Below are 21737 nucleotides of genomic sequence, written 5' to 3' on the forward strand. Positions count from 1 at the left end.
TTTCGCAAATCTGATTTTTAGAATACATGGCTTTAAAAGACCTTTTCTTATCCTCTGAGCAGCTTTCACAAATAGAAGACATGGAGTCTTCTCTCATACGTCGCAAAAAAACCAGTTCGGTAGCGGGTTTTCTCACGATTATACTTGCGGTTTTACAGGTGGTTTTTTTGCTTTTAGAAAAGGGCCAAGAGCTATTTGCAATCGGATTACAATGGAAAGATTTTTTGGATTCTTTCTCTAGTCCTTACCAAGTGGTTTTCCTAGTGCTTTTTTTATTTTCGGCTATCTATTTTTTCTTGGCCAGGTATACAGGCTTGTTGCTTCAGGAATCCAAAGAGCCGTTTAGATATACATTTTGGATTGAGGGATTTCAATATTTTGATTCCGAGCTTAAGGTAGCTTCGCTTTGCAAAGGTGCCGACCAATTGAGCCTTTACCTCCACAGAGACCTGATGGAAATGCTCAATGAAAGGATCAGAAGGTTTTCAATCTTAGTAAAAGAAAGTAATTCCGGTGTATCAGAAAAACTTTCTTCTAGAAATAGAAAGTCCTCACATATCCATGTTCATGGTTCATTTGCACTTAGGGAGGATTTGGAAGGGAACTTATTTGTCCAGGTCAGCCCCATGGTCAGGATAGGACCTGAAGATGCTCCTTCTACTTTGGCAAGTCCAGTAAGATTCAGAATCGCAGAAAAAGGAGATATTGACCCTGACCTTAGTCCATCTGAATACAAACAGATTTTGGAGAGGGTTTATTCCAGGGTTTCAACAGAGATTTATGCTAGGATAGAGGAAGATGTAAAGGAAAAGATCAAACTTTTTCCTACAGATTTTCTCAAAGCTCAGGCTTTGTACTTTGAAGCAGATGATTTTGCAAAGTCCAATACAATTGATGGATATGAAAAAGCCATCGGTCTATTCAAGGAGGCTTTAGATTTATATGCAATAATCGGGATACCTTCCCATTGGTTTAGGAGGTTTTTGAGGTTGAGATGGAATTCTATCATCCACCACATTGATTTCAGGCATGCAAGGGCAATGGCAGTTATCGGATATTGCAAATGCAGGATTTACCGAAATTCTCTTGCAGGCCAATCAGGACGAAAAAGAAACCCCATTTTTTCCCTTCCTGAACTCCTTGAACCTGTAATCGAAAATATCACTGAACTATATCAGCGCGATGGACAAGTCAAGGAGCGAACCAAACTTGAATTTCTTCGCCGAAGTCTCGAATTCGGAAAACAACAGAATAGAAGAGTTTCTAATATATTTCAAAAACATTCAGAAGTGCTTTTAGAAGCGCACTTGGTTGCTTCTATGGCATCTTGTTTTTTGAACTCCCTGGATAAAGCAAAGGCACATCTAGAGTGGGTCGAAGCAATTGGACCCAATAGGACTTCTATAAATCCAATGTATCAGTTGGTCAAAGGTCTCTTGGAATCTGATTCCAATATGAAGTTGATCTACTTTCAAAACGCTATAGACCTGGACAGGAATTTTCAGATGTCGCATTGGTTTTTGGCCAATCAACTGGATTTCAATTTTAGACGCAGGGGAGAAATCACCCTTGACAGGTCTAAGCGCGTGATTCAGGCTTTTGAAAGGGTAATAGAAATCAATGCAGGAAATATAGCTTCTTTGGGTGCTGCCGCAAACCTTCTTTGGCTTGCCGGTGAAAATGAAAAAGCCAGAAAAATCCTGATTGAAGCGATAGACATCAAAGCGATTACCTCCCAGACTTTTATCGGTGAGCTCAATTATAGGCTTGCTCGAATTGCTGCTGAGGAGGGTGACTTTATGCTCTGTAGGGCAAAGTTTCTGGAAGCTATCGCTACTGATCCTTCATTAGGCTCTTTTAGCCTCTCAGAATATGGCGGATCCCACAACTCAGATTATGATTCCATCAGTTCTGAAATGCTGCTGAGATATGAAAAATTTGGGAAAACAGTTTCCTCCCATCTTAAAGCTTTTAAAGAAGAATCGGACAGCTCTGACCAAAAATTAATTCCTGAAAATGCATTCAAAACGTCTGAAGCCTTTGTTTTGAACGACCTTGGCAATGCCTACCTTAGGTATTTTCATCATTTTGGGGATCAGTTGATGTTACTCAAAGCCAAAGAATTGTACGAAAAAGCCGAGAACCTTTCTCCTGAAATAGCAGCTGTGTGGTCCAACTTGATCAATGTATTTGATTGGTTGGGAGAGTGGGAAAAAATAAAACTTTGCTATGAAAACGCCAAATTGATAGCACCGCATTGGAAGATGTTGGCTATCAAATCTGCGCCATATATTACTTCAGCAGCTTCAGAAAAGCTAATAAAGCTCCAAAAAGCCATTGACGACTCGGAGTATCGAACAAAACAAGCCGAAGCTGAAATTGACAAAATTGAAAAAGAATTAAATGAAATTTCCGAAAAGGAAAGAAACCCTAAAAAAAGAGCGGCAACAGTTTCAATAGATCAGGGATCAGATATCAATAGGATTTCAGATTTAAGGATGGAAAGGATTGATTTGGATCAATCCTCAGAATCCAAAAAATTGGAAGAAGACAAAGTCAATCTGTCAATAAAAAAAGCGAATCTCAAAAGCGAAATCAAAACCCTGTCAGAAGAGACATTTAAGCATTATCAAGAAAAAGAAAAATTTGAAAAAGAAGCCAAATTAATATTTCAAGAAGCCAAAGAAACTATAAAGAAACACAGCCGATTATCTTCTTTAATGGTGGATGATGATAATCTGCTGGTGGATTACTTTGTAAATCTACCTTCAGAACAACTTATCGAAGATGATTTTTTGGTAATTGAATCCCTCATCAATGTACTTTCGGGATCATATCTTGAAAAAAGCCAGGATAATGTCATTGCGCTTTGCCACAGACTTTTGGCAATCACTCCCCAAAATCACAACATTATTTTATCCTTAAACGCCGCTATTGTTAAAAAAATCTTTTTCAGATTATTAGACCAGCTTGAGACCTTATCCAATAATTTCTCCATGGAATCAAAAATATCCAGTGAGGATATTAAAGACTTAATGCAAATCTGGGAGCGGGAGAAATCCTTTGGATTTGACTCTGGAAAATTTTTTATCATGGATTCCACAGTGAATTTTCTCCAAAACCATCGTCAGGGATTACAGACCAAAATAGCGACACCCGAAGAAAGCTTACCATCCCACAATGGGTCCGGGATTGATTTGGATAAAAAACTGATTGCTGTTTTCATGGAATTGAATAAAGTATTTGGAAGCCATTCAGGATCAAATAAAAATATCTCCAAATCTGTTGAAAAATTGTTTCAGGATTTCGAAATCAACCGTCGTGAAATTCTTTCAATTGTTCGCATATGGAAGAATACCGAAAACGGAAGCTTCCTAAGTTTGTTCTGGTATTTTTATTACAATGAAAACAGGCATGAATCAGAAATTCAGGAAGTTGTTTCCAAATACTCTTTCAAATCAGCTTCGGTTATTAAAAATATTTTGGGAAATGTCTATTTGAGATTTTATATCACAGCCCGGGGAGATGAATTCTTAAACAAGTCCATGTTATTTTTTAATGAAGCAATTGCTTTGGATGATTCTAGACCGGAATGCCACGTAAACCTCAGTACTGCTAATTTTTATAAACTCAGCTGGAAAGAAGCCGTATTTTCCTTACGGGAAGCAATTAAAATGGACAAGAAATATTCATACAAAAGTGTTTTGGAAAGTGAGTTGGCAAAATCAATCAATAGGGCTGGAAATCAGTATTATTCAAATTCAGAATTTGAAGATGCTATTGATAACTGGAAGAACGCTATAGAATTGGACGGATCCCAAAGTTCGTATTTCCACAATTTGTCATTGGGGCTAGAAAAAAGAAACCTTAATGAATACCCAAATTCCATCAATGAAAATATAAATGCGCTTCAAAGGGCGATTACTTTGGATGGGAGCTTAGAAAATTACCGACCTAAACTGAATCAATTTAGGAGGAGATTGAAACTTATGGATTCTATTGGCAACGGCCCCTTGAAATTGGTCCCAGTGGTAACCCCGATTTTAGTGGAATACCATCCTGACTTGGATATGCTGATCATGAAAAAATCAGGGATTGAATTGCAGGAAGAGGTCACTCAGAAATTAAAGGAATTGAGGAATAAAATTGAAAATCGGTATGGGGTAAGGATTCCGGGAGTTCTATTTAGGCCAAATATTTACCTACATCCTGAAACCACCATCATGATAAGTGTCAATGAAATACCCTTGGTAAAAAATTTCATTTATCCTGATAGACTTTGCGGAATCTTAAAAGAGGAGGAAATCGGCAATTACCAGGATAAAATTGAGGCATTCAATCCTTTGCAAAACGGGAAATCATTTTGGATTCCCAAAAGTGAAATTCAAGAAAATTCTGCCATGAATTTCCTTGACCCAATAGAATACCTTTTCCTTTATCTTGAATACGTTTTCATCAGGAATTTTGGTGACCTGATAATTCTGGAAGACATCAGCATCAAATGTGAATTCAACCCAAACCAAGAAATCAAAGCAATTGTAAATTCTCCTGATCAGCTAATTGGATTGAATGAAGTATGCAAAGCATTGCTTGTCGAGCGTGTACCAATTCTGGATTTTAATGAAATCGCAGAATTTTTCTTAAAACAATTTGAAAAATCCTCTTTGGAGGAAATAATTGAATCATTAAGGATCAAAAATTCCATAAAGAAAAGACTTCCGGGCAATGATTTAATGGAGACAGCAAGTTGGCTGGGTCCAAGGTTCGAAGAAGTATTGAAAGAGAATCTCAAATTCACAGGCAAATTCCATTACCTCGCGCTCGAACCCCAGCTTTGTCAAAATTTATTGCTGAGTTTCAGGGATGGTGTTTTGGATCAAAATCCTAAAATCATCATCGTAACCGACCACAAAATCAGGATTCATTTGAAAAAGCTAATAGAGCTAGAATTTCCTGATTTGTTGGTCATGTCCCAAAGGGAAATCATCGGGGATTATGTAGCTGAACCTTCTAAAGTCATAGAATTCAAAGATTAATTTTTTGTTTTAAACCCATCTGACTATGGCCGAATCTTCTATAAAAATTGAATTGCTCCTAAATCCTGATGTCTCCAAGGAGATTCACAAGACTGGTATCAGTGAATTGGAGGGGTACTTTGAAAGGGTCTGTTTGCAAATTTCTGAAGATATGGGAATTGAGGCACCTGTTAAACTGGAATTGAGAAAAATAAAGGACCAGTCGGAATCCCTTATCATCAGAATCAACGAATTGGATTGTAGGTTTTCTTATGGGTTTCGAAATATAACTGATATAGATTCTGATTTTTTGAAATCCGAAGTACCCAAAATACTTTTTCAAAACCGGGAAAGTTTCATCTCTTCTGAAATTTCTGATGAAATTCGAAAGAGTATTGGACAGTATCGGCTGGAGAACAAGTTTCCAAATCTTTCAAGAATGGAATTCAAAAATTACCTACGGTCTTTTGTCAGGTATTTTTTTTCCATAAGAAAAGGCTTGGAACCCATAGAGTCCAAGAACAATGTCATTTTAATGGAAAATGGTGAAGAAATTTATGAGCATATCTCCAATGATTTACGTTTCTTGAAACTCAAATTATTTTTACCCGAGGTAATAAAAAATAAAAAGAATAAGCAAAGAATGAGGTTTAATGAGATGGGACCTTTGATGCAAGATGGCTTGTTTTTTGAGTTAGGAGTACGCATCCCAAAGATTGAAATAGTGTGGGACACAGCCATACCTCATAATCATTTCTGTCTTCAAATCAATGACTTTCGATTTCCTCCTTCGAAGACTATCGGAGAACAAGATGTAGTCTCGGATATTCCTCTTGATGAATTGACCAAATACCAATTAGAAGGAATTCCGATCCTAAATCCTGCAAATAATAGGACTTTGAGCTTGGTCACTGATAATGGCGGATTGCAACAAATGCTTGAAAGCAAAGGGTATATGACTTGGGATTGGGCGGGTTATGTGATCCTAATGGTCAGTGCCATAATTAGAAAAAATATTTCTGCATTATGGAATATGGAATTGCAGGATTATGAAATCGAAAATTTAAGGCAAACATATCCTAATCTTGTACAGGCAGTTTTAAAAAAATCCTCCCTTTTGTTTTTGGTAAAAACCATTAGGAATTTGTTGGAAGACCAGATTTCGGTAAGGAACTATATTGAGATACTTGAAACCTATATTTCAATAGACCAGCCCATTTTGGTGGATTCTGCAAAATACATCACTTTTATTCCTTATCAGTTCAACCCAATACTTTCCAGCCTCAATTCCAAAACATATACTTCGAGTGATTATGCCGATGCCATCAGGGTAAAATCAAAAAGATATTTGTCAAATAAGTTATCTAAGGGAAACAATACCTTACTTGCGTATTTACTTGACCCGACTGTAGAAGATAAATTTTTGAAGGATGAATTAAATGAGGCGGATAAGGATGATATTTTTTATGCCATCAATTCTGAGCTTTCTCATTACCATGATCCCAATAATTTACCATGTATTCTGACGATGGTAGAAATCAGGAGAAAAATACAAGACCTGATCAAATTGGAATTTCCAGGCTTGGAAGTGTTAGCTTATCAGGAGCTTTCACCTGAACTAAATATCCAAGCTATTTCTAGAATCACCCTACTTTGATAAGATATCAAAACAGGATTTTGAAATCCCAAAATCATTACTGATTTTAGCAGCCTCAAATCGGGATCTTAGCTCAGTTGGTTTAGAGCGCTGCTTTGACAGAGCAGAGGTCATGGGTTCGAATCCCTTAGGTCCCACTTTTTTTATTGCTGAATTAGCATTGATTATTTTACTGTTATTCCCCCTTATTTCACTAGCTATCCCCCAATCTTTGTTCCTTCAATCCAATTCTTTTGCAGGGTTTTGCAATTCCCCTTATCTTACCGCCCATTACATTCAAATATTCCTTTATGAGAAAAATTTACGCTTTGGTATTGGTCCTTTTCCTGACCTTCTCCGCATTTGCCCAAAAAAGCCCTGAAGAATTCCTTGGGTACAAATTGGGTGATCGATTTACGCCCCACCACCGTGTTGTGGCCTATTTTGAGCATTTGGCAGCTACGCTACCCAATGTTAAGCTGGTTTATTATGGTGAAACTTATGAGCACAGACCGCTCTTTGTTGCCATGGTTTCCACTCCTGATAATATGGGTAAACTGGAAGATATCCGCAAAGATAACCTTCGCAGGACCGGGGTTTTGGAGGGTACACCTTCCACCAAAGTTGCCCTGAATTGGATGCAATACAATGTCCATGGCAATGAAGCAGTGGCAACAGAAGCCGCCATGATGACTTTTTGGCAAATAGCAGATCCAAAAAATACCCAATCCAAAGAATGGTTGAAAAACCAAGTACTGATCCTCGATCCCTGCGCCAATCCGGATGGGAAAGACAGGTATACAGTTTGGTATAACCAAAAACAAAACAACAGGCTTCAACCTGATCCACAGTCCATGGAACATTCAGAACCTTGGCCAGGCGGACGCCCAAACCATTACCTCCTGGACCTCAACAGGGATTGGGCTTGGCAGACCCAACAAGAAACGCAGCAAAGACTGAAATTGTACCACGATTGGATGCCGCATCTTTTTGTGGATTATCATGAGCAGGGGATCAATGATCCGTTTTATTTTGCCCCTGCAGCACAGCCGGTCCACGATCAAGTTTCCCCTTTTCAAAATGAATTTCAGGTCATCTATGGAAAGAATACAGCCAAAAAATTTGATGAGCATGGTTGGATGTATTTTACCAAAGAACGGTTTGATTTGCTCTATCCTTCTTATGGAGATACCTATCCCATGTACAATGGAGCAATCGGAATGACCATCGAAAAGGGAGGTTCTGGCCGCGCAGGATTGGGAATGCTCAATGCCCTCGGTGATACAGTAACCTTGAGAGAAAGAATCGAGCATCAGCATACGGCAGGAATTTCCGCTGTGGAGGTTACCTCACAAAATGCGGAAAGGCTTGCAGATGAATTTGCCAATTACTTCAAAACAAGCAGTAGCAATCCAAAAGCCAAATACAAAAGCTTTGTAATCAAAGGTGACCAAAAACCGGAGCGTGTCAAGACGCTTTTGGCCTTGCTTGACAAAAATAAAATCCAATATGGCTATGCCAAAGCGGCCTCAGGTCTGAAAGGTCTGGATTATAATACCGGTAAAGCTGCGACTTTTGCCGCTACAGACAAAGACATTGTGGTCAATGCTTACCAATCGAAGTCTGTTTTGACACAGGTATTGTTTGAACCTGAAGCCAAACTGCAGGACAGCATTACCTATGACATCACTAGTTGGGCTCTGCCTTATGCTTATGGCGTGCAGGCTTATGCCTTGGAGACAAGGTTGGATGCAGGAAAGAAATTTGAAAAGACGCCATTTGAAACCAATAAGGTAGACGGAACACCTTTGGCATACCTTGCCCCTTGGAATGCAACACAACATGCCAAGTTTTTGGCGGCTCTGATCAATCACAAAATCAGGGTGAGGTTTGCAGAAAAAGCCTTTGACATCAACGGGAAGTCCTATCCCATAGGGACTTTGATCATCCACCGAAACGGTAACCAATATGTTTCCGACTTTGATAAGAAAGTAACTGACATTGCTAACAAGTTCGAGATAGCTTTGGACAGGAGTAATTCTGCTTATGTGGACAAAGGAAGGGATTTTGGTTCTTCGGAAGTCAAAATCATAGTAGCACCAAAAATTGCCATCATGAGCGGTGCAGGTACTTCTTCTTTGAACTTCGGTGAACTTTGGTATTTCTTTGAGCAGGAGCTCGACTACCCTGTAAGCATCCTTGATGCGGATGGCCTTGGCAGATTTGACCTGAGCAAATACAATGTGATCATCCTTCCTTCAAGTTGGGGCAGTTACCTTTCCGAAAACAACATGAAAAAGGTGATGGATTGGGTCAGGGCAGGCGGTAAATTGATCGCCATGGAAAATTCGCTGAATGCTTTTGCCGACAAAAACGGATTTGACCTCAGCCAATACGATACCGAAGAGGAGAAAAAAGCTGCCGAAAAAGAACAAAAGGAAATCCAGAATGTGGAAAGACTCGAACCTTATCAGGAACGTGAAAGGATGGGAATTTCTACCACTGCCGCAGGAGCCATTTATCAGGTGAAAATCGATCCGACACATCCGCTGGGATTTGGAATGGATGGCAAATTCTATACTTTGAAAAACAACGGTTCCCGCTTTGCTTACCTTGACAACGGTGTCAATGTGGGAATAATACCCGATGCTGCTGCCTATAGATTTGGCTACATAGGAAATAAAATCAAACCAAAAATGCCAAAATCAATGGTCTATGGTGTAGAAAACCAAGGTCGTGGTCAGATAGTCTATATGGCCGACAATCCGATGTTCAGGGCGTTTTGGGAATCAGGAAAGCTCTTGGTAGCCAATGCTGTATTCTTGGTGGGACAATGATTTTGAAACAAGAGCCGAGAGGCGAGAAACGAGATTGAAAAACCCTGCTTTGTGAAGACAAAGCAGGGTTTTGCTTTTTATCCCGGTTTAATATGTTTCCCAAAATAATTGGGATTAAATACTAGAACAGTCTAGTAAGGAAGTGATATTATTTGACGTAACTTTATAAGACTTTATGGGAAGTTAATAGCTGATCTTAAACACTCCAAACCTACCTTCTGAACTTGAACTACCTTCAGTTTGTCCGTAAAAACCGCGTGATGGTGATTTTTGGAATCATCATGACTGCCTTGTCAAGTTTTGGACAGACATTTTTGTTGGCCATGTATGTCCCGTTTTTGATGGAAGAATTCAAGCTTTCCAATGGATTGTTGAGTACTTTTTATGGGCTTGCTACCATCGGTGCTGCGGTTGCCTTACCCAAATTAGGGAAACTCATTGATTCCGTTCCTCTACCAAGATTCACCTTGGCCACCACTGCGACTTTTGTCATTTCCTTGTTTTTTCTAAGTATTTCTCAGGCTTGGTGGTATATCCTTATTGCTTTTTTTGGATTGAGATTGGCAGGTCAAGGACTCTATAACCATATCGCGATCACCACCATGTCCCGGTATTTTGAAGAAAACAGGGGCAAAGCCATCAGCCTGGCTTCATTGGGGCATCCCTTGGGACAGGCGGTTTTGCCTGCGATTATCTTGATTGTGATAGCGAACATAGGGTGGCGGGAATCTCTTTGGCTCAATGCGGCTTTGGTCAGTATGGTAGTAACAGTATTTACCTTATTGGTTTTGAAACCTGAACATTTGGTAAGCGAGTCGGGAGAGGTGGTGGTTACAGATTCAGATGAAAAAAAGGTGGACCGTGTCAGACAAAGAGACATCATGAAATCAAAGCCGTTTTGGCTTTTGGCTCCAAATATCTTTTTTATCCCATTTGCAGTTACAGGACTTTTCTTTTACCAATTTGCCATCATTGACTTCAAAGGTTGGAATATAGGATTGGCTGCTGCGGGACTTACTTCCTATGCTGTCGCTAGTTTTTTGAGCATCCTGCTTTCGGGTCCGCTGATTGACAAGTATAAGGCTAAGACCTTCTTCCCATTTTATCTTTTCCCACTAATGGTCGCCTTGTTGATCATTTGGATGATCCCCAATGTCTGGGGAATTTTTGTTTACAATATCCTGATGGGTTTTTCAGTGGGTTTTGGGAGCGCTACTGTTGCAGCCCTTCAGGTGGAGTTTTTTGGCCAAACCTATATTGGCACGGTCAGGAGTCTTTTTACATCCATTATGGTGTTGAGTTCGGCAATAGGACCTGCATTGTTTGGGATTTTTCTTGATTTGGGTTGGGGATTCCAAACGATTTTTCCTGTGATTTTGGGAATTCAGGTTTTGATTATGGTCCAATCATTTAGGGCTGTTCCCAAACATTCATGGGCAAAGTGGAAATACAAATACAAAAAAGTAACAGGCAAAAAAAGGAAATCCCCAAACCTTAGGATTGGGGATCGTTTTTGATCAGAGACCTCTGTTAAACATCTGGATGACCCGCAGGATTTCTGCATCCATCTCTTTGTTTCTCATAACATATTTTTCTTTGGAAATATAACCTCCCTTGATGCTTATGTAGTACACCATTTTTGTTTTGGAAGGAGCAAAAGTCACCGAAAGGTTATTAGCAGACTCGATTTTCAGGATGTTGTCCGTACTTCCCGCAAAGGAATTCACTTTATCTGTGAGGATATTGAATTTAACTCCTTTCTTATAATCAGTGACACTATTAAGAGGAAAAGTAGATTCAAGGGATTTTGGATTCTTCCTGAGGTTATCCATAATCGAAAGTAAATGCGACCGCTGTGCATCTGTATTTAAATCCACCGTAATGGTTTTTTCCTTGTAGAAGCCAAATTCATTGTAGATTTCCATCAGGTAATCAAAGAAAGTTTGCCCTGAAGATTTCAATTGATTTTCTTTTTGGGCGATCTCCACTATGATTTTGGAAAAGCCCAAAGCGGAATGGCAGACCTGTTGATCGATATTGAAAGCACAGATTGGGCTATTTTCATAGACCTTTTGAACCTCCGCCATTTTTGTTCTCAAATCTCCCGGTTCAATGATTTCGCTTTGGAATTTCAAACCTGATCTAATGGCCATATTTTCTATCAAGTCCGAAGTATGGATGGATTTTAGGCAAACCATGTCTTCATATTTCCCTGAATCTTTCCAGATTTTCAATAAAATTGCTGCCAATTGGTGGCTGTTGAGGATTACAAATCCACTTTTTTCATCCTTTTTGACAGCTATAGTCACTCTTTCGTTTGTCAAATCCGTACCGATGATCAGGTTATACCCTAAGTCGGTCGCTTGCTCGATAGCAGGTTTTAGGTTCATGAAATTGAAAACGGGATTGGGGTTTTCTTTTCCAGCATCCAACAGAATCTGATCATAGACAAGCTCAGAATCGTCTAAGAGGTTTGTAATTGGATCAATTTTTTCAAATGAGGCAAATAAGATTTTGGCTGTATCCATTTCGACAAGCTCTTCTGTTAGTTCTTGAACTGATGCTAAATTCATGATTATTCTTTTTGAGACGTTGGAATTACTATTTCAGATTTATTTCAATTACTAGGCATTCAACATAGTTTTTGCAATAAAATCAGCAAATCCAATGGCGGCAATAGGTGTTGGAGGAGTACCGGTAAGCGTTAAAAAATTGATAAAAGGTGGACTTTCCTACAAGATCAAATTTGAATTTCAAGTGCTTACATGACGTAAAGATACCAAATCAGGCTTGTAGAAAAAAGGATTAATTGATTTAGCTTTGATTGACCCAAAGTTTTGATAAATGATTTATGGCTAAATCCACTCAATCAAGATAATACACACGCTTTACCCGGCTGCTGATATTGGTGAGCAATTCATAAGGGATGGTTCCGATCCTTTCAGAAAGTTCTTTCAGGGAAATTCCGGGGCCATAGATAATTACTTCATCCCCTTCATTGGCCTCGATTCCCGTGATGTTGATCATGGTCATGTCCATGCAGACATTGCCGATGACAGGCGCCTTTTTCCCATCGATCAAGACAAAACCTTTACCGTTGCTGAATCTCCTGTCATAGCCATCTGCATAGCCCAAAGCGATGGTTGCGATCTTACCGTCTTCATCCATTTTTCCCTTTCTGCTATATCCGATTGTTTGACCTTGGGGGATTGATTTGATTTGGGAAATGGTGGTTTTCAGCGTACTGATAGGCTTGAGATGGGTTTCAAATTTCCCCGACACCTCGACGCCATAGAGACCGATTCCCAACCTGACCATATCCATTTGGTATTCAGGAAATTGGATGATGCCTGCCGAATTGAGTGCATGCCTCATAGGCTTATAATCCAAAGTACCGCTGATGGTATCACACATTTCTACAAAACTGCGAAGCTGCGCCAATGAAAAATCCCTGTGGATTTCCTCGTCTGCACCCACTAGATGAGTGTAAATGCTCTCAATGATCAATTGTGGATAACTTTTGATCATTGAAATCAATTCTTGAACATGTTCCTGTTCAAAACCGAGCCTATGCATGCCCGTATCCATGTCCAAATGGACCTTCATGGAGATATTCCTGTTTTGGCAAAATTTACCTAACTGCCTAAAAAAATCAGGACTGTACACTACAGGTTCTAGATCAAACTTTTCAAGGTGGATAAAAGACTCCTGAACAGGATTGAGCACCATAATCGGCAGTCGGATGCCTTCTTCCCTGAGTGCCACTCCCTCGTCAGTATAGGCCACAGCAAGGTAATCTGCACGTAATTGCTGCAGGTGGTTGGCGATTTCGGCTGCCCCACCACCATAGGCAAAGGCCTTGACCATGACCATGACTTTGGTGTTTGGCAAGATTTGGGTTTTGTAAAAATTGTAGTTATGGGTCAAAGCATTAAGATTGATCTCCAATGTTGTCCCGTGTATCCTTTGTTGCAGCCTATTGACAACCGCCTCAAATCCGAATTTTCTGGCCCCTGTCACCAACATCAGGTCATTATCAAAATCCTCTTGGGAAATATGGGACATCAATGCATCCGTATTTGGGAAAAACACGGATTTACCTTGGTAGCTATTGGTGACCAATTTTATTTTCTCCCCGACCCCGATGAAGAAATCGATTTGGTGGAAGTTCAGAAGTTCGCCAACTTCTGCGTAAACGAATTCGGCATTTCCGACCTGAAGCATGTCAGAAAGGACAATGACTTTCCTTCTTTTTGGCCTTTGGGCAGCCATAAAGTCCAAAGCCAACCTCAAACCGGCCAAATCATTGTTATAGGTATCGTCGATAATCAGACAGTCATTGATTCCTGGTTTTAAAGTAAGCCGCATCTCGACCGCCTTGAGATGGTTAAGGCCTTCCTGAATCAATGCCTCACCTAGCCCCAAAGAGAGAGAGGCCACAATCACATGTCTGATATTTTCCAAAGAAGCTTGGTCTGCAAAAGGCACCGAAAAAGTAAAAACACTCAAATCCGGCTTCATCAGCAGGATTTTGGATCGGTCTGATTCCTTTTTGATTGAAAGTGTATAGTCTGCTCCTGCCGTATCTGACCAAGAGATGAGTCTGTTTGAATCATATTTGGAAGTAAGCAAATCATGAATTTTTGAATGTTCCTTTCTGTAGATAATAAACTTGCTGTTTTCAAAAAGTACAGCTTTCTCAGCCAATTTTTGATCTTGGGATTCAAAACCCTCCTCGTGTGCAGTTCCGATATTGGTAAAAATCCCAATTTCAGGCCTGAGAATAGCTTCAAGTTTCATCATTTCCCTAGGCTTGGAAATGCCCGCCTCCATGATAGCAACCTGATGGTTTTGCTCTATTCCGAACACCGAAAGAGGTACACCAACCTGACTGTTGTAGCTTTTTGGACTTTTTGCCACAGCAAATTTCTGCCCCAAAACCTGCCCAAGCCATTCTTTGACAATGGTTTTACCATTGCTTCCCGTGATTCCGACTAGAGGACCGGAAAAGAGGGACCGCTCATAAGCTGCTAACTTTTGTAAAGCTTCATGTGGGTTATCCACAACAATGAAGGTACTGTCTGTAGTCAAATTATCTAAAACAGGGTTTCCTTTCTGAATCAAAAAGCTTCTCACTCCTTCCTCATATACAGATTTGATAAAATCATGTCCATCAAACTTCGCCCCTTTGAGCGCTACAAAAAGTGTTTTTGACGGTTCAAGGATATTTCGGGAATCAATGGAAATCCAAGCCACAAGCCCTTGCCCGGATTGGGAAATCACTTCACCATCCACCAATCCACTTATTTGATGAGTTGTGAGAGATTGGATCATAGAATAATATTAAGGGTTTGGCTTTATTCTTCTTTCTTTTTGAAAAATACCTGCTTGATCCATCTTGGTAGAAAAATGGCTCCTAATATCAGATAAGGATAGTAAGAAAGCATTCTCCAAAGAATACTAGTGACAAAAGTGTAGCCGTTCAGGAACTCTGCAAAGAACTGTCCAAAGAAAAACTCCGCAGTGCCGCTGCTACCGGGGGTAGGGGAAATCATCATCACGATCCACATGATTACCTGTCTTGCAAAAATCACTACATGCTCCGAAATGCTCAATGATTCATAAGCCCCGATCAAAGCATTGAGCATAAGGTACCTTGAGCTCCAAATAAAGATAGTAGCCCCAACAATAGGTAGCCAATATTTGTAATTTTTTCCTATCAGTTCCTTTGAGGCTTCGATGATTTGATTGCCGTATTCATTGGCTGAATGCTTCCATTTTTTAAGCCACCTGATTGAATAAATCTTAAGTAAAACCCATTTGAATACCCTTGGCTTATAGAATAATGCCAGAGCCATCACAAGAGAATAGGAGGCATAAAGGCCATAACTTACCCAAAACAATACTTCAAGGCTTCTTCCTAGCCTCATTTCCATCATTCTACTCGCCGGAAATATATGGCCTTGGGCAAAATAAAGGATGATGGGTGCGCCAATCACAAAGAATAAATTATCCAAAATGGCAGTCACCATGACATAGGCGATGGCCTTGCCAAGTTTGATTCCTTCCTTGTTTAAAATGAAAATCGCCACAGCGGAACCTCCCACCACAGATGGCGTCACTGCCGAGGCAAATTCCCAGAGGATGATGACATAAAGTGCACGTCCCCAAGTGAGTTGTTGGTCTGTGACTGCCCTGATCCGGTATATATATCCCAAATCCCGAAACAAAATGACAACAATGGCTAACAGAATCCACCAGATCGATCCATCAAATACACCTTTTAAGGTTTGGGCATTGATATTGGGATCGAGATAAAACATCAAAAAAACTATTCCCAAACCAATAAGTATCGGAAACCAGACCTTATTTGGGTTGAGGGTTGCAAAAATCTGCTTGTTATCTAGTTTCATATCCTATACCGAAGGAACTGTTTCTTGCTTTTCTACCCAAAAATTGTTGAACCCTTCACCTATAGTAATGGTAACCATAGATAATTGTAATAATTCCAAAATCGCCAAGAAAGTGTAAATCACAAAGATTTTTTCAGGCTTGTAGCTGATAAACTCAGTAAAAGCGACTCGGTCTTTCCATGACATTTTTTCGAGGATAAAGTCTTTTTGCTGCTCAATGGTATATGGATACTGTATGACGGTATGTTTTGTTTCATCAGTTCTTGAACTGTACTTTGACATGACCTTTTGAAATACTTTCAAAAGCTTGTACAGGTCCAAATCTTGCATTTCTGCATCGACATCATCTGCCTTAGCCAGCTGTTTGAGTTCTGAAAGGATGTTCCCTCTCTGCTGTTTGGCAAGCCTCGCCTCTTCCAGTTTCCCTAATTCGAGGATGACTGATTTGTACTTTTTATATTCCAATAAATGCCGGATCAATTCTTCCCTTGGATCAATTTCTTCCCCATTTTCGTCCAATTCTGGGCGGGGAATCAGCATTTTGGATTTAATTTTCATCAATGTAGCGGCAAAAAGGATGAAATCACTTGCCACCTCGATTTCCATTTTTTCAAGATGATGGATATAATCAAGAAAATCCTGAGTGATTTTTGAAATCGGAATATCATAAATATCCAGCTCATCCCTTTCGATGAAAAACAGCATCAAATCGAATGGCCCTTCGAAAAGTGGTAATTTGATTTCAAAACTCACTGTAAACTATTTTATTTTCTTAATTTTGCGCATTAATCTTGTCCAAAGATATCCAAATAATGGTAATTTATTCATTTGGGACATAAAAAGACCCTTTTTCAATCCTGATAAAATTCAAAGAAAATTTTGAAAAACAATTGAGGTTGACAAATGTTAATTACCTTTATTAAGAACCGTATTGCTGATGATCATCAAACCAGGAAAATTACTCGCAAAGATCGATTCACCCGCCGATCTTAAAAAGCTTTCTAAAGACCAATTGGTACAGATCTGTGATGAACTGAGACAGTTTATCGTTGACAATGTGTCTGTTTATGGAGGGCATTTTGGTGCGAGCCTTGGTGTAGTGGAGCTTACAGTAGCGCTGCATTATGTCCTTAATACCCCAGAAGATCAGCTTGTTTGGGATGTAGGGCACCAGGCATATGGACACAAGATTTTGACAGGAAGAAAAGGTCAATTTCATACGAACAGGCTTTATGGCGGACTATCCGGTTTTCCCAAAAGGAAAGAAAGCGTATATGATACTTTTGGAGTTGGGCATTCAAGTACCTCTATTTCAGCTGCCTTAGGCATGGCAGTGGCATCCAAATACAAGGGAGATTCTAAAAAACAACATGTAGCCGTCATCGGAGACGGCTCCATGACCGGCGGTATGGCTTTCGAAGCGATGAACCATGCTGGAGTTTCAGATACCAATATGCTGATTATCCTCAATGACAACTGCATGTCGATCGACCCTAACGTAGGAGCATTGAAAGATTATCTGACTGACATTACCACTTCCCATACCTACAACAAAGTCAAAGACGAAGTTTGGAATCTGCTTGGCAAGATCTCGATGTTTGGTTCCTCGGCGCAGGATATTGTATCCAAAGTGGAAGGAGCCATCAAATCCGCCGTCTTGAAGCAAAGTAACCTCTTTGAATCATTGAATCTCAGGTATTTTGGACCGGTAGATGGCCATGATGTCCATCATTTGGTAGAAATACTTGCAGACATGAGAGATATTCCCGGTCCAAAAATCCTTCATTGTGTCACAGTTAAAGGCAAAGGTTATGCCCCTGCCGAGACTGGAAACAAAACCACTTGGCATGCACCCGGGCTTTTTGACAAAGTGACCGGTGAGATTTACAAAAAAATCCCTACCACACCACAGGCTCCAAAATACCAAGATGTCTTTGGCCATACCATCGTTGAGCTTGCCGAAGAAAACGATAAAATCATGGGGGTTACCCCGGCGATGCCATCCGGTTCTTCCATGAATATCATGATGAAAGAAATGCCGGATAGGGCTTTTGACGTGGGGATAGCAGAGCAACATGCCGTCACCTTTTCAGCAGGACTTGCCACTCAAGGATTGATTCCTTTCTGTAACATATACAGCTCTTTTATGCAAAGGGCTTATGATCAAGTGGTCCATGACGTTTGTCTACAAAACCTCCAAGTGGTGTTTTGCCTGGACAGAGCGGGATTTGCAGGGGCTGATGGTCCGACCCATCATGGTGCCTATGACATTTCTTTTTTCAGATGTATCCCCAATATTGTGGTTTCTTCACCCATGGATGAGGAAGAATTAAGAAACCTGATGTACACAGCCACCAAATTTGAGGGTCCATTTTCCATCAGGTACCCAAGGGGTCAGGGGGTGATGGTAGATTGGAGAACCCCGATGAGGGAAATTCCAATTGGTCAGGCTAGGATTATTCGTGAAGGAGAGGACATTGCGATTTTGACGATTGGCCACATAGGCAATTACGCTGTGACCGCCTGCGACATGCTCGAAAAAGAAGGCTTCAATCCTGCCCATTATGACATGAGGTTTGTAAAACCTCTAGATGAGGCAATGCTGCATGAGGTTTTTAGTAAATTCAAAAAAGTAGTGACTGTGGAAGATGGATGCCTCATGGGGGGATTTGGGTCTGCAGTTTTAGAATGGATGGTAGATAACAGCTACCAAGCTCAAGTCAAAAGATTGGGTATCCCTGATAGGGTAGTGGAACATGGTGAACAAATCGAACTCCACAGAGAATGTGGCTTTGATCCTGAAGGCATTGCAAATGCTGTAAAGCAAATGGCTGAAACTGCGGTAGAAAAGTAACCAAAAAATTACCCCTAAAATTTAAATCCCGGCCATAAGCCGGGATTTTGTATTTTTGGACATATGATCAAATTTGTTTCAAACGGCAAAGGCAACCCCATCATTCTAATCCATGGTTTCTGTGAATCCAAGGAAATGTGGATAACTTTTTCAAGGGAATTGGCAAAAACCCATATTGTTTATTGTATCGATCTACCCGGTTTTGGTGAAAGTCCTTTGCAACAGGATAGCATAACATTAGAGGAAGTTGCTGTTATGCTTCATGATTGGATGGAAGAAGAAGGTATCCAAAATCCAGCCGTCATCGGTCATTCATTGGGTGGGTATGTTACATTGGCTTTGGCTGAGTTGATTGGAAATGACTTGGCAGCAATCGGGTTGTTTCACTCTACTGCATTTCCGGATGATGAAGAAAAAAAGAAGACCCGAAACAAAACCATCACTTTTATCAAAAAACACGGTGTGGATAAGTTTATTGATTCTTTCGTTCCCCCACTTTTTAGCGAACAGCACCGCATTACCCATAAAAATAAAATTGAAGAATTGACTGCCTTGGGTAAAAAAAGTTCCAAGAAAGGAGTCCTTGCCTATTTGGCTGCCATGCGGGATAGAAAAGACCGTATGGAAGTTTGGAAGAACTTCAACGGGAAGAAGCTAATGATCGCAGGAGTTTTGGATGGGGCAGTCAAAATTGAAGGTAGCCGCATGCACAAACCCTATACCGACGATTACTTTGAACTCCAAGAGGTCGGCCATATGGGGATGTTTGAGGCTGAACAAGAAACCCTAATCATCCTCCAAGAATTTCTAAGGAAACTGGGATAGCTTTAATTTTTAATAGCCACCCCTTTCTCCCTAGAAAAGAAAGCTACAATGGGATGTGGATAATTTGCACCCAAATGAACGCCATAAGACTTAAGTTCATTTTTGGCCAGGGTATTCGGTTGATGGATATCAAAACCGGGAATTTTGCTCAGTTCAGGAATCCAATGCCTGATATACTCTCCTTTTTTATCATAATTGTTGGCTTGCTTCAGAATATTGAAATACCTGTTTTCTCTTGGGTCATTGCCGACTCCGGCAACATACATCCAATTTCCCCAATTGGAACAGACGTCATAATCTATCAGTTGGCTTTCAAAATACATGGCTCCCCATCGCCAATCAATTCCCAAGTCATTGACCAGAAACGAGGCCACATTCTGTCTCCCTCTGTTGGACATAAACCCCGTTGCATTGAGCTCCCGCATATTGGCATCTACAAAAGGAACCCCGGTCTTTCCCTCTGCCCATTTCCGGAAAAGTTTTTCATCTTTTCGCCAGTTATCCACATGATTCTTGATGCCTTGTAGTCGGAAAATTTTGCTGCCGTGTTTTTTGCTTACAAACCTGAAATAATCTCTCCAAATCAATTCAAAAATCATCCAATAAGTGGAATCGTTCTTTTTTCTTTCATTTTCATAGCGCCCCACTTCTTCATAAATGTACTTGGGAGAAATACAGCCCAAAGCTAACCAAGCGGAGAACTTACTGCTGTAATCAGGCCCCAACAAACCATTTCGGGTTTCTTTATAGGTCTTCAGACAATCATTTTCCCAAAAATAGCTTTGGAGCCGTTGAATCCCGGCATCTTCCCCTCCAACAAATGGTAAAACACCTTTTTTAACAACTGAAGGTTCACTCAATCCAAATGTGGATAACTCAGGGATTTTTCCCAATTCAATACCAATTTCAGGAAATTTGATCTTTCTAGGCTTTTCAATGGACTTTCTGACCTGGCTGAATTTTTCGCACTCTTTTCTGAATTGGGTAAAAACCTCCGGTGTCTGACTGATAGGGAATGGCAAATCCTCAATATGAAACAAGGTGCTTTGCCAAAAAGTCTTGGTTTCAATTCCTTTTTTCCAAACCGCATTTTCAAGATTTTTTTCAACGGATTTTTCTTCCTGAGTCACTTCCTCTGAGTAAAAAATAGCTTCGGCCTGAAATTCAACTGCCAATTCAGGAAGCAATTCTTCGGGTTTTCCAATTCTGACTATCAGGTTGGCACCTGCTTTAATCAGGTTTTGTCTCAAGTTATCCACAGCCTCTATCAGAAACTTCGCCCTGAAAGGACCTGTTTTTTGGATTCCCAAATCTACTTTTCCAAATTGCCTTGGGTCAAAGCAATACACAGGAATAATTTCAGAAGACTCTTTCCAAGCTGAAAATAAGGCTGCATGATCATGCAACCTTAAATCATTTTTAAACCAAACTATTACTCTATTGTACTTCATTTGTAGGATGAACAGCCTGTATAATAAAAGTGTTTGGGCAAAACCCGTATATTGTAGAAGAAATCGATATAAAGTTTTCTATTAGCCACCATTAATTTTCCTTATGAAACCGTACTTATTTCTCCTATTGATTTGTTTTTTGAGCTCCCAAATTTCAGCCCAAGATAAAGAAGCCAATCAGGTTTTTTGGGAGTCATTAACAAAACATTGCGGGAAATCCTATGAAGGAATAGTAACCACTCCCATCTCTGAAAATGATCCATTTGCCGGCAAAAAACTTGTCATGCATTTGGTAGATTGTGGAGAAGGATTTATCCACATCCCTTTTTTTGTCGGGGAAGATAAATCCCGGACATGGGTTTTGACCATGGATAATGGTTTGATGAAATTGAAGCATGACCACAGACATGAAAATGGGCTACCGGACAAAATTACCCAATACGGAGGGACTGCATCCAATACCGGAATGGCAGGGACACAGTTTTTCCCCGCAGACCAAGAGACTGGCGATCTAATACCGGCTTCAGCAACCAATGTGTGGTGGATAACTTTAGATGAAAGTTCTTTTACCTACAATTTGAGAAGGATGGGGACCGACCGGTTCTTTTCTGTAAAATTTGACTTGACCAAAGAAGTCAAAAGCCCGGGGCCAGCATGGGGTTGGGAAAAATGAAAGTTAAAAAAATGGAATATTAGTTTTTATTGA

At 40.2% G+C, this 21737-nt stretch carries 12 protein-coding genes and 1 tRNA gene; 8 read left to right on the top strand and 5 right to left on the bottom strand.

The annotated features are described in order from the left end of the window. The first annotated feature begins 26 nt into the window (after nt 1-26). The 5 genes from NK987_RS05310 (at nt 27) to NK987_RS05330 (ending at nt 11005) form a co-directional block, all read left to right on the top strand. Nucleotides 27-5036, top strand: coding sequence for an FHIPEP family type III secretion protein (locus NK987_RS05310; RefSeq protein ID WP_259263027.1), 5010 nt, complete (start codon nt 27-29; stop codon nt 5034-5036). Between the two features lie 25 nt (nt 5037-5061). After that, on the top strand, nt 5062-6672 hold the full coding sequence (locus NK987_RS05315; RefSeq protein WP_259263028.1) for an FHIPEP family type III secretion protein: 1611 nt from the start codon (nt 5062-5064) through the stop codon (nt 6670-6672). 62 nt (nt 6673-6734) lie between these two features. Then, nucleotides 6735-6809: transfer RNA gene (locus tag NK987_RS05320), tRNA-Val, on the top strand. A gap of 153 nt (nt 6810-6962) precedes the next feature. After that, nucleotides 6963-9488, top strand: a complete 2526-nt coding sequence (locus tag NK987_RS05325) for a M14 family metallopeptidase (protein ID WP_259263029.1) — start codon at nt 6963-6965, stop codon at nt 9486-9488. Nucleotides 9489-9712: 224 nt separating this feature from the next. Further along, a complete protein-coding gene (locus NK987_RS05330; RefSeq protein ID WP_259263030.1) occupies nt 9713-11005 on the top strand; it encodes an MFS transporter in 1293 nt (430 codons plus the stop codon). Here the strand turns inward: NK987_RS05330 and NK987_RS05335 are convergent, their stop codons facing one another. From NK987_RS05335 to NK987_RS05350, 4 genes are all read right to left on the bottom strand, one after another. Then, nucleotides 11006-12061, bottom strand: coding sequence for a phosphohexose mutase family protein (locus NK987_RS05335; RefSeq protein ID WP_259263031.1), 1056 nt, complete (start codon nt 12059-12061; stop codon nt 11006-11008). Nucleotides 12062-12353: 292 nt separating this feature from the next. After that, nucleotides 12354-14822, bottom strand: coding sequence for a bifunctional UDP-N-acetylmuramoyl-tripeptide:D-alanyl-D-alanine ligase/alanine racemase (locus NK987_RS05340; RefSeq protein WP_259263032.1), 2469 nt, complete (start codon nt 14820-14822; stop codon nt 12354-12356). A gap of 23 nt (nt 14823-14845) precedes the next feature. Then, complete coding sequence (locus NK987_RS05345; RefSeq protein ID WP_258424792.1) at nt 14846-15901, bottom strand: lysylphosphatidylglycerol synthase transmembrane domain-containing protein; 1056 nt, start codon at nt 15899-15901, stop codon at nt 14846-14848. Nucleotides 15902-15904: 3 nt separating this feature from the next. Further along, on the bottom strand, nt 15905-16654 hold the full coding sequence (locus tag NK987_RS05350; RefSeq protein ID WP_259263033.1) for a segregation and condensation protein A: 750 nt from the start codon (nt 16652-16654) through the stop codon (nt 15905-15907). Between the two features lie 184 nt (nt 16655-16838). Here NK987_RS05350 and dxs point away from each other — a divergent pair, with 184 nt between their 5' ends. Beyond that, a complete protein-coding gene (gene dxs / locus NK987_RS05355) occupies nt 16839-18755 on the top strand; it encodes a 1-deoxy-D-xylulose-5-phosphate synthase (protein WP_259263034.1) in 1917 nt (638 codons plus the stop codon). A gap of 63 nt (nt 18756-18818) precedes the next feature. Beyond that, the gene (locus NK987_RS05360; RefSeq protein ID WP_259263035.1) at nt 18819-19580 is read left to right on the top strand and encodes an alpha/beta fold hydrolase; all 762 of its coding nucleotides are present in this window, start codon (nt 18819-18821) and stop codon (nt 19578-19580) included. Nucleotides 19581-19582: 2 nt separating this feature from the next. Here the strand turns inward: NK987_RS05360 and NK987_RS05365 are convergent, their stop codons facing one another. Then, the gene (locus NK987_RS05365) at nt 19583-21031 is read right to left on the bottom strand and encodes a DASH family cryptochrome (RefSeq protein ID WP_259263036.1); all 1449 of its coding nucleotides are present in this window, start codon (nt 21029-21031) and stop codon (nt 19583-19585) included. 139 nt (nt 21032-21170) lie between these two features. Between NK987_RS05365 and NK987_RS05370 the strand changes: the two genes are divergently transcribed. Beyond that, entirely contained in the window at nt 21171-21704 is a 534-nt protein-coding gene (locus NK987_RS05370; RefSeq protein ID WP_338021194.1) for a hypothetical protein, read from the top strand. Nucleotides 21705-21737: the final 33 nt, after the last annotated feature.

This window comes from Aquiflexum gelatinilyticum, assembly GCF_024813435.1.
Classification (GTDB): domain Bacteria; phylum Bacteroidota; class Bacteroidia; order Cytophagales; family Cyclobacteriaceae; genus Cognataquiflexum; species Cognataquiflexum gelatinilyticum.

Excerpts from the sequence above, each read along its gene's own strand:
- NK987_RS05340 (WP_259263032.1), bottom strand. The coding sequence starts at position 14,822 with ATGATCCAATCTCTCACAACTCATCAAATAAGTGGATTGGTGGATGGT.
- NK987_RS05365 (WP_259263036.1), bottom strand. The coding sequence starts at position 21,031 with ATGAAGTACAATAGAGTAATAGTTTGGTTTAAAAATGATTTAAGGTTG.
- NK987_RS05360 (WP_259263035.1), top strand. The coding sequence starts at position 18,819 with ATGATCAAATTTGTTTCAAACGGCAAAGGCAACCCCATCATTCTAATC.
- NK987_RS05310 (WP_259263027.1), top strand. The coding sequence starts at position 27 with ATGGCTTTAAAAGACCTTTTCTTATCCTCTGAGCAGCTTTCACAAATA.
- NK987_RS05335 (WP_259263031.1), bottom strand. The coding sequence starts at position 12,061 with ATGAATTTAGCATCAGTTCAAGAACTAACAGAAGAGCTTGTCGAAATG.
- dxs (WP_259263034.1), top strand. The coding sequence starts at position 16,839 with ATGATCATCAAACCAGGAAAATTACTCGCAAAGATCGATTCACCCGCC.
- NK987_RS05345 (WP_258424792.1), bottom strand. The coding sequence starts at position 15,901 with ATGAAACTAGATAACAAGCAGATTTTTGCAACCCTCAACCCAAATAAG.
- NK987_RS05315 (WP_259263028.1), top strand. The coding sequence starts at position 5,062 with ATGGCCGAATCTTCTATAAAAATTGAATTGCTCCTAAATCCTGATGTC.
- NK987_RS05325 (WP_259263029.1), top strand. The coding sequence starts at position 6,963 with ATGAGAAAAATTTACGCTTTGGTATTGGTCCTTTTCCTGACCTTCTCC.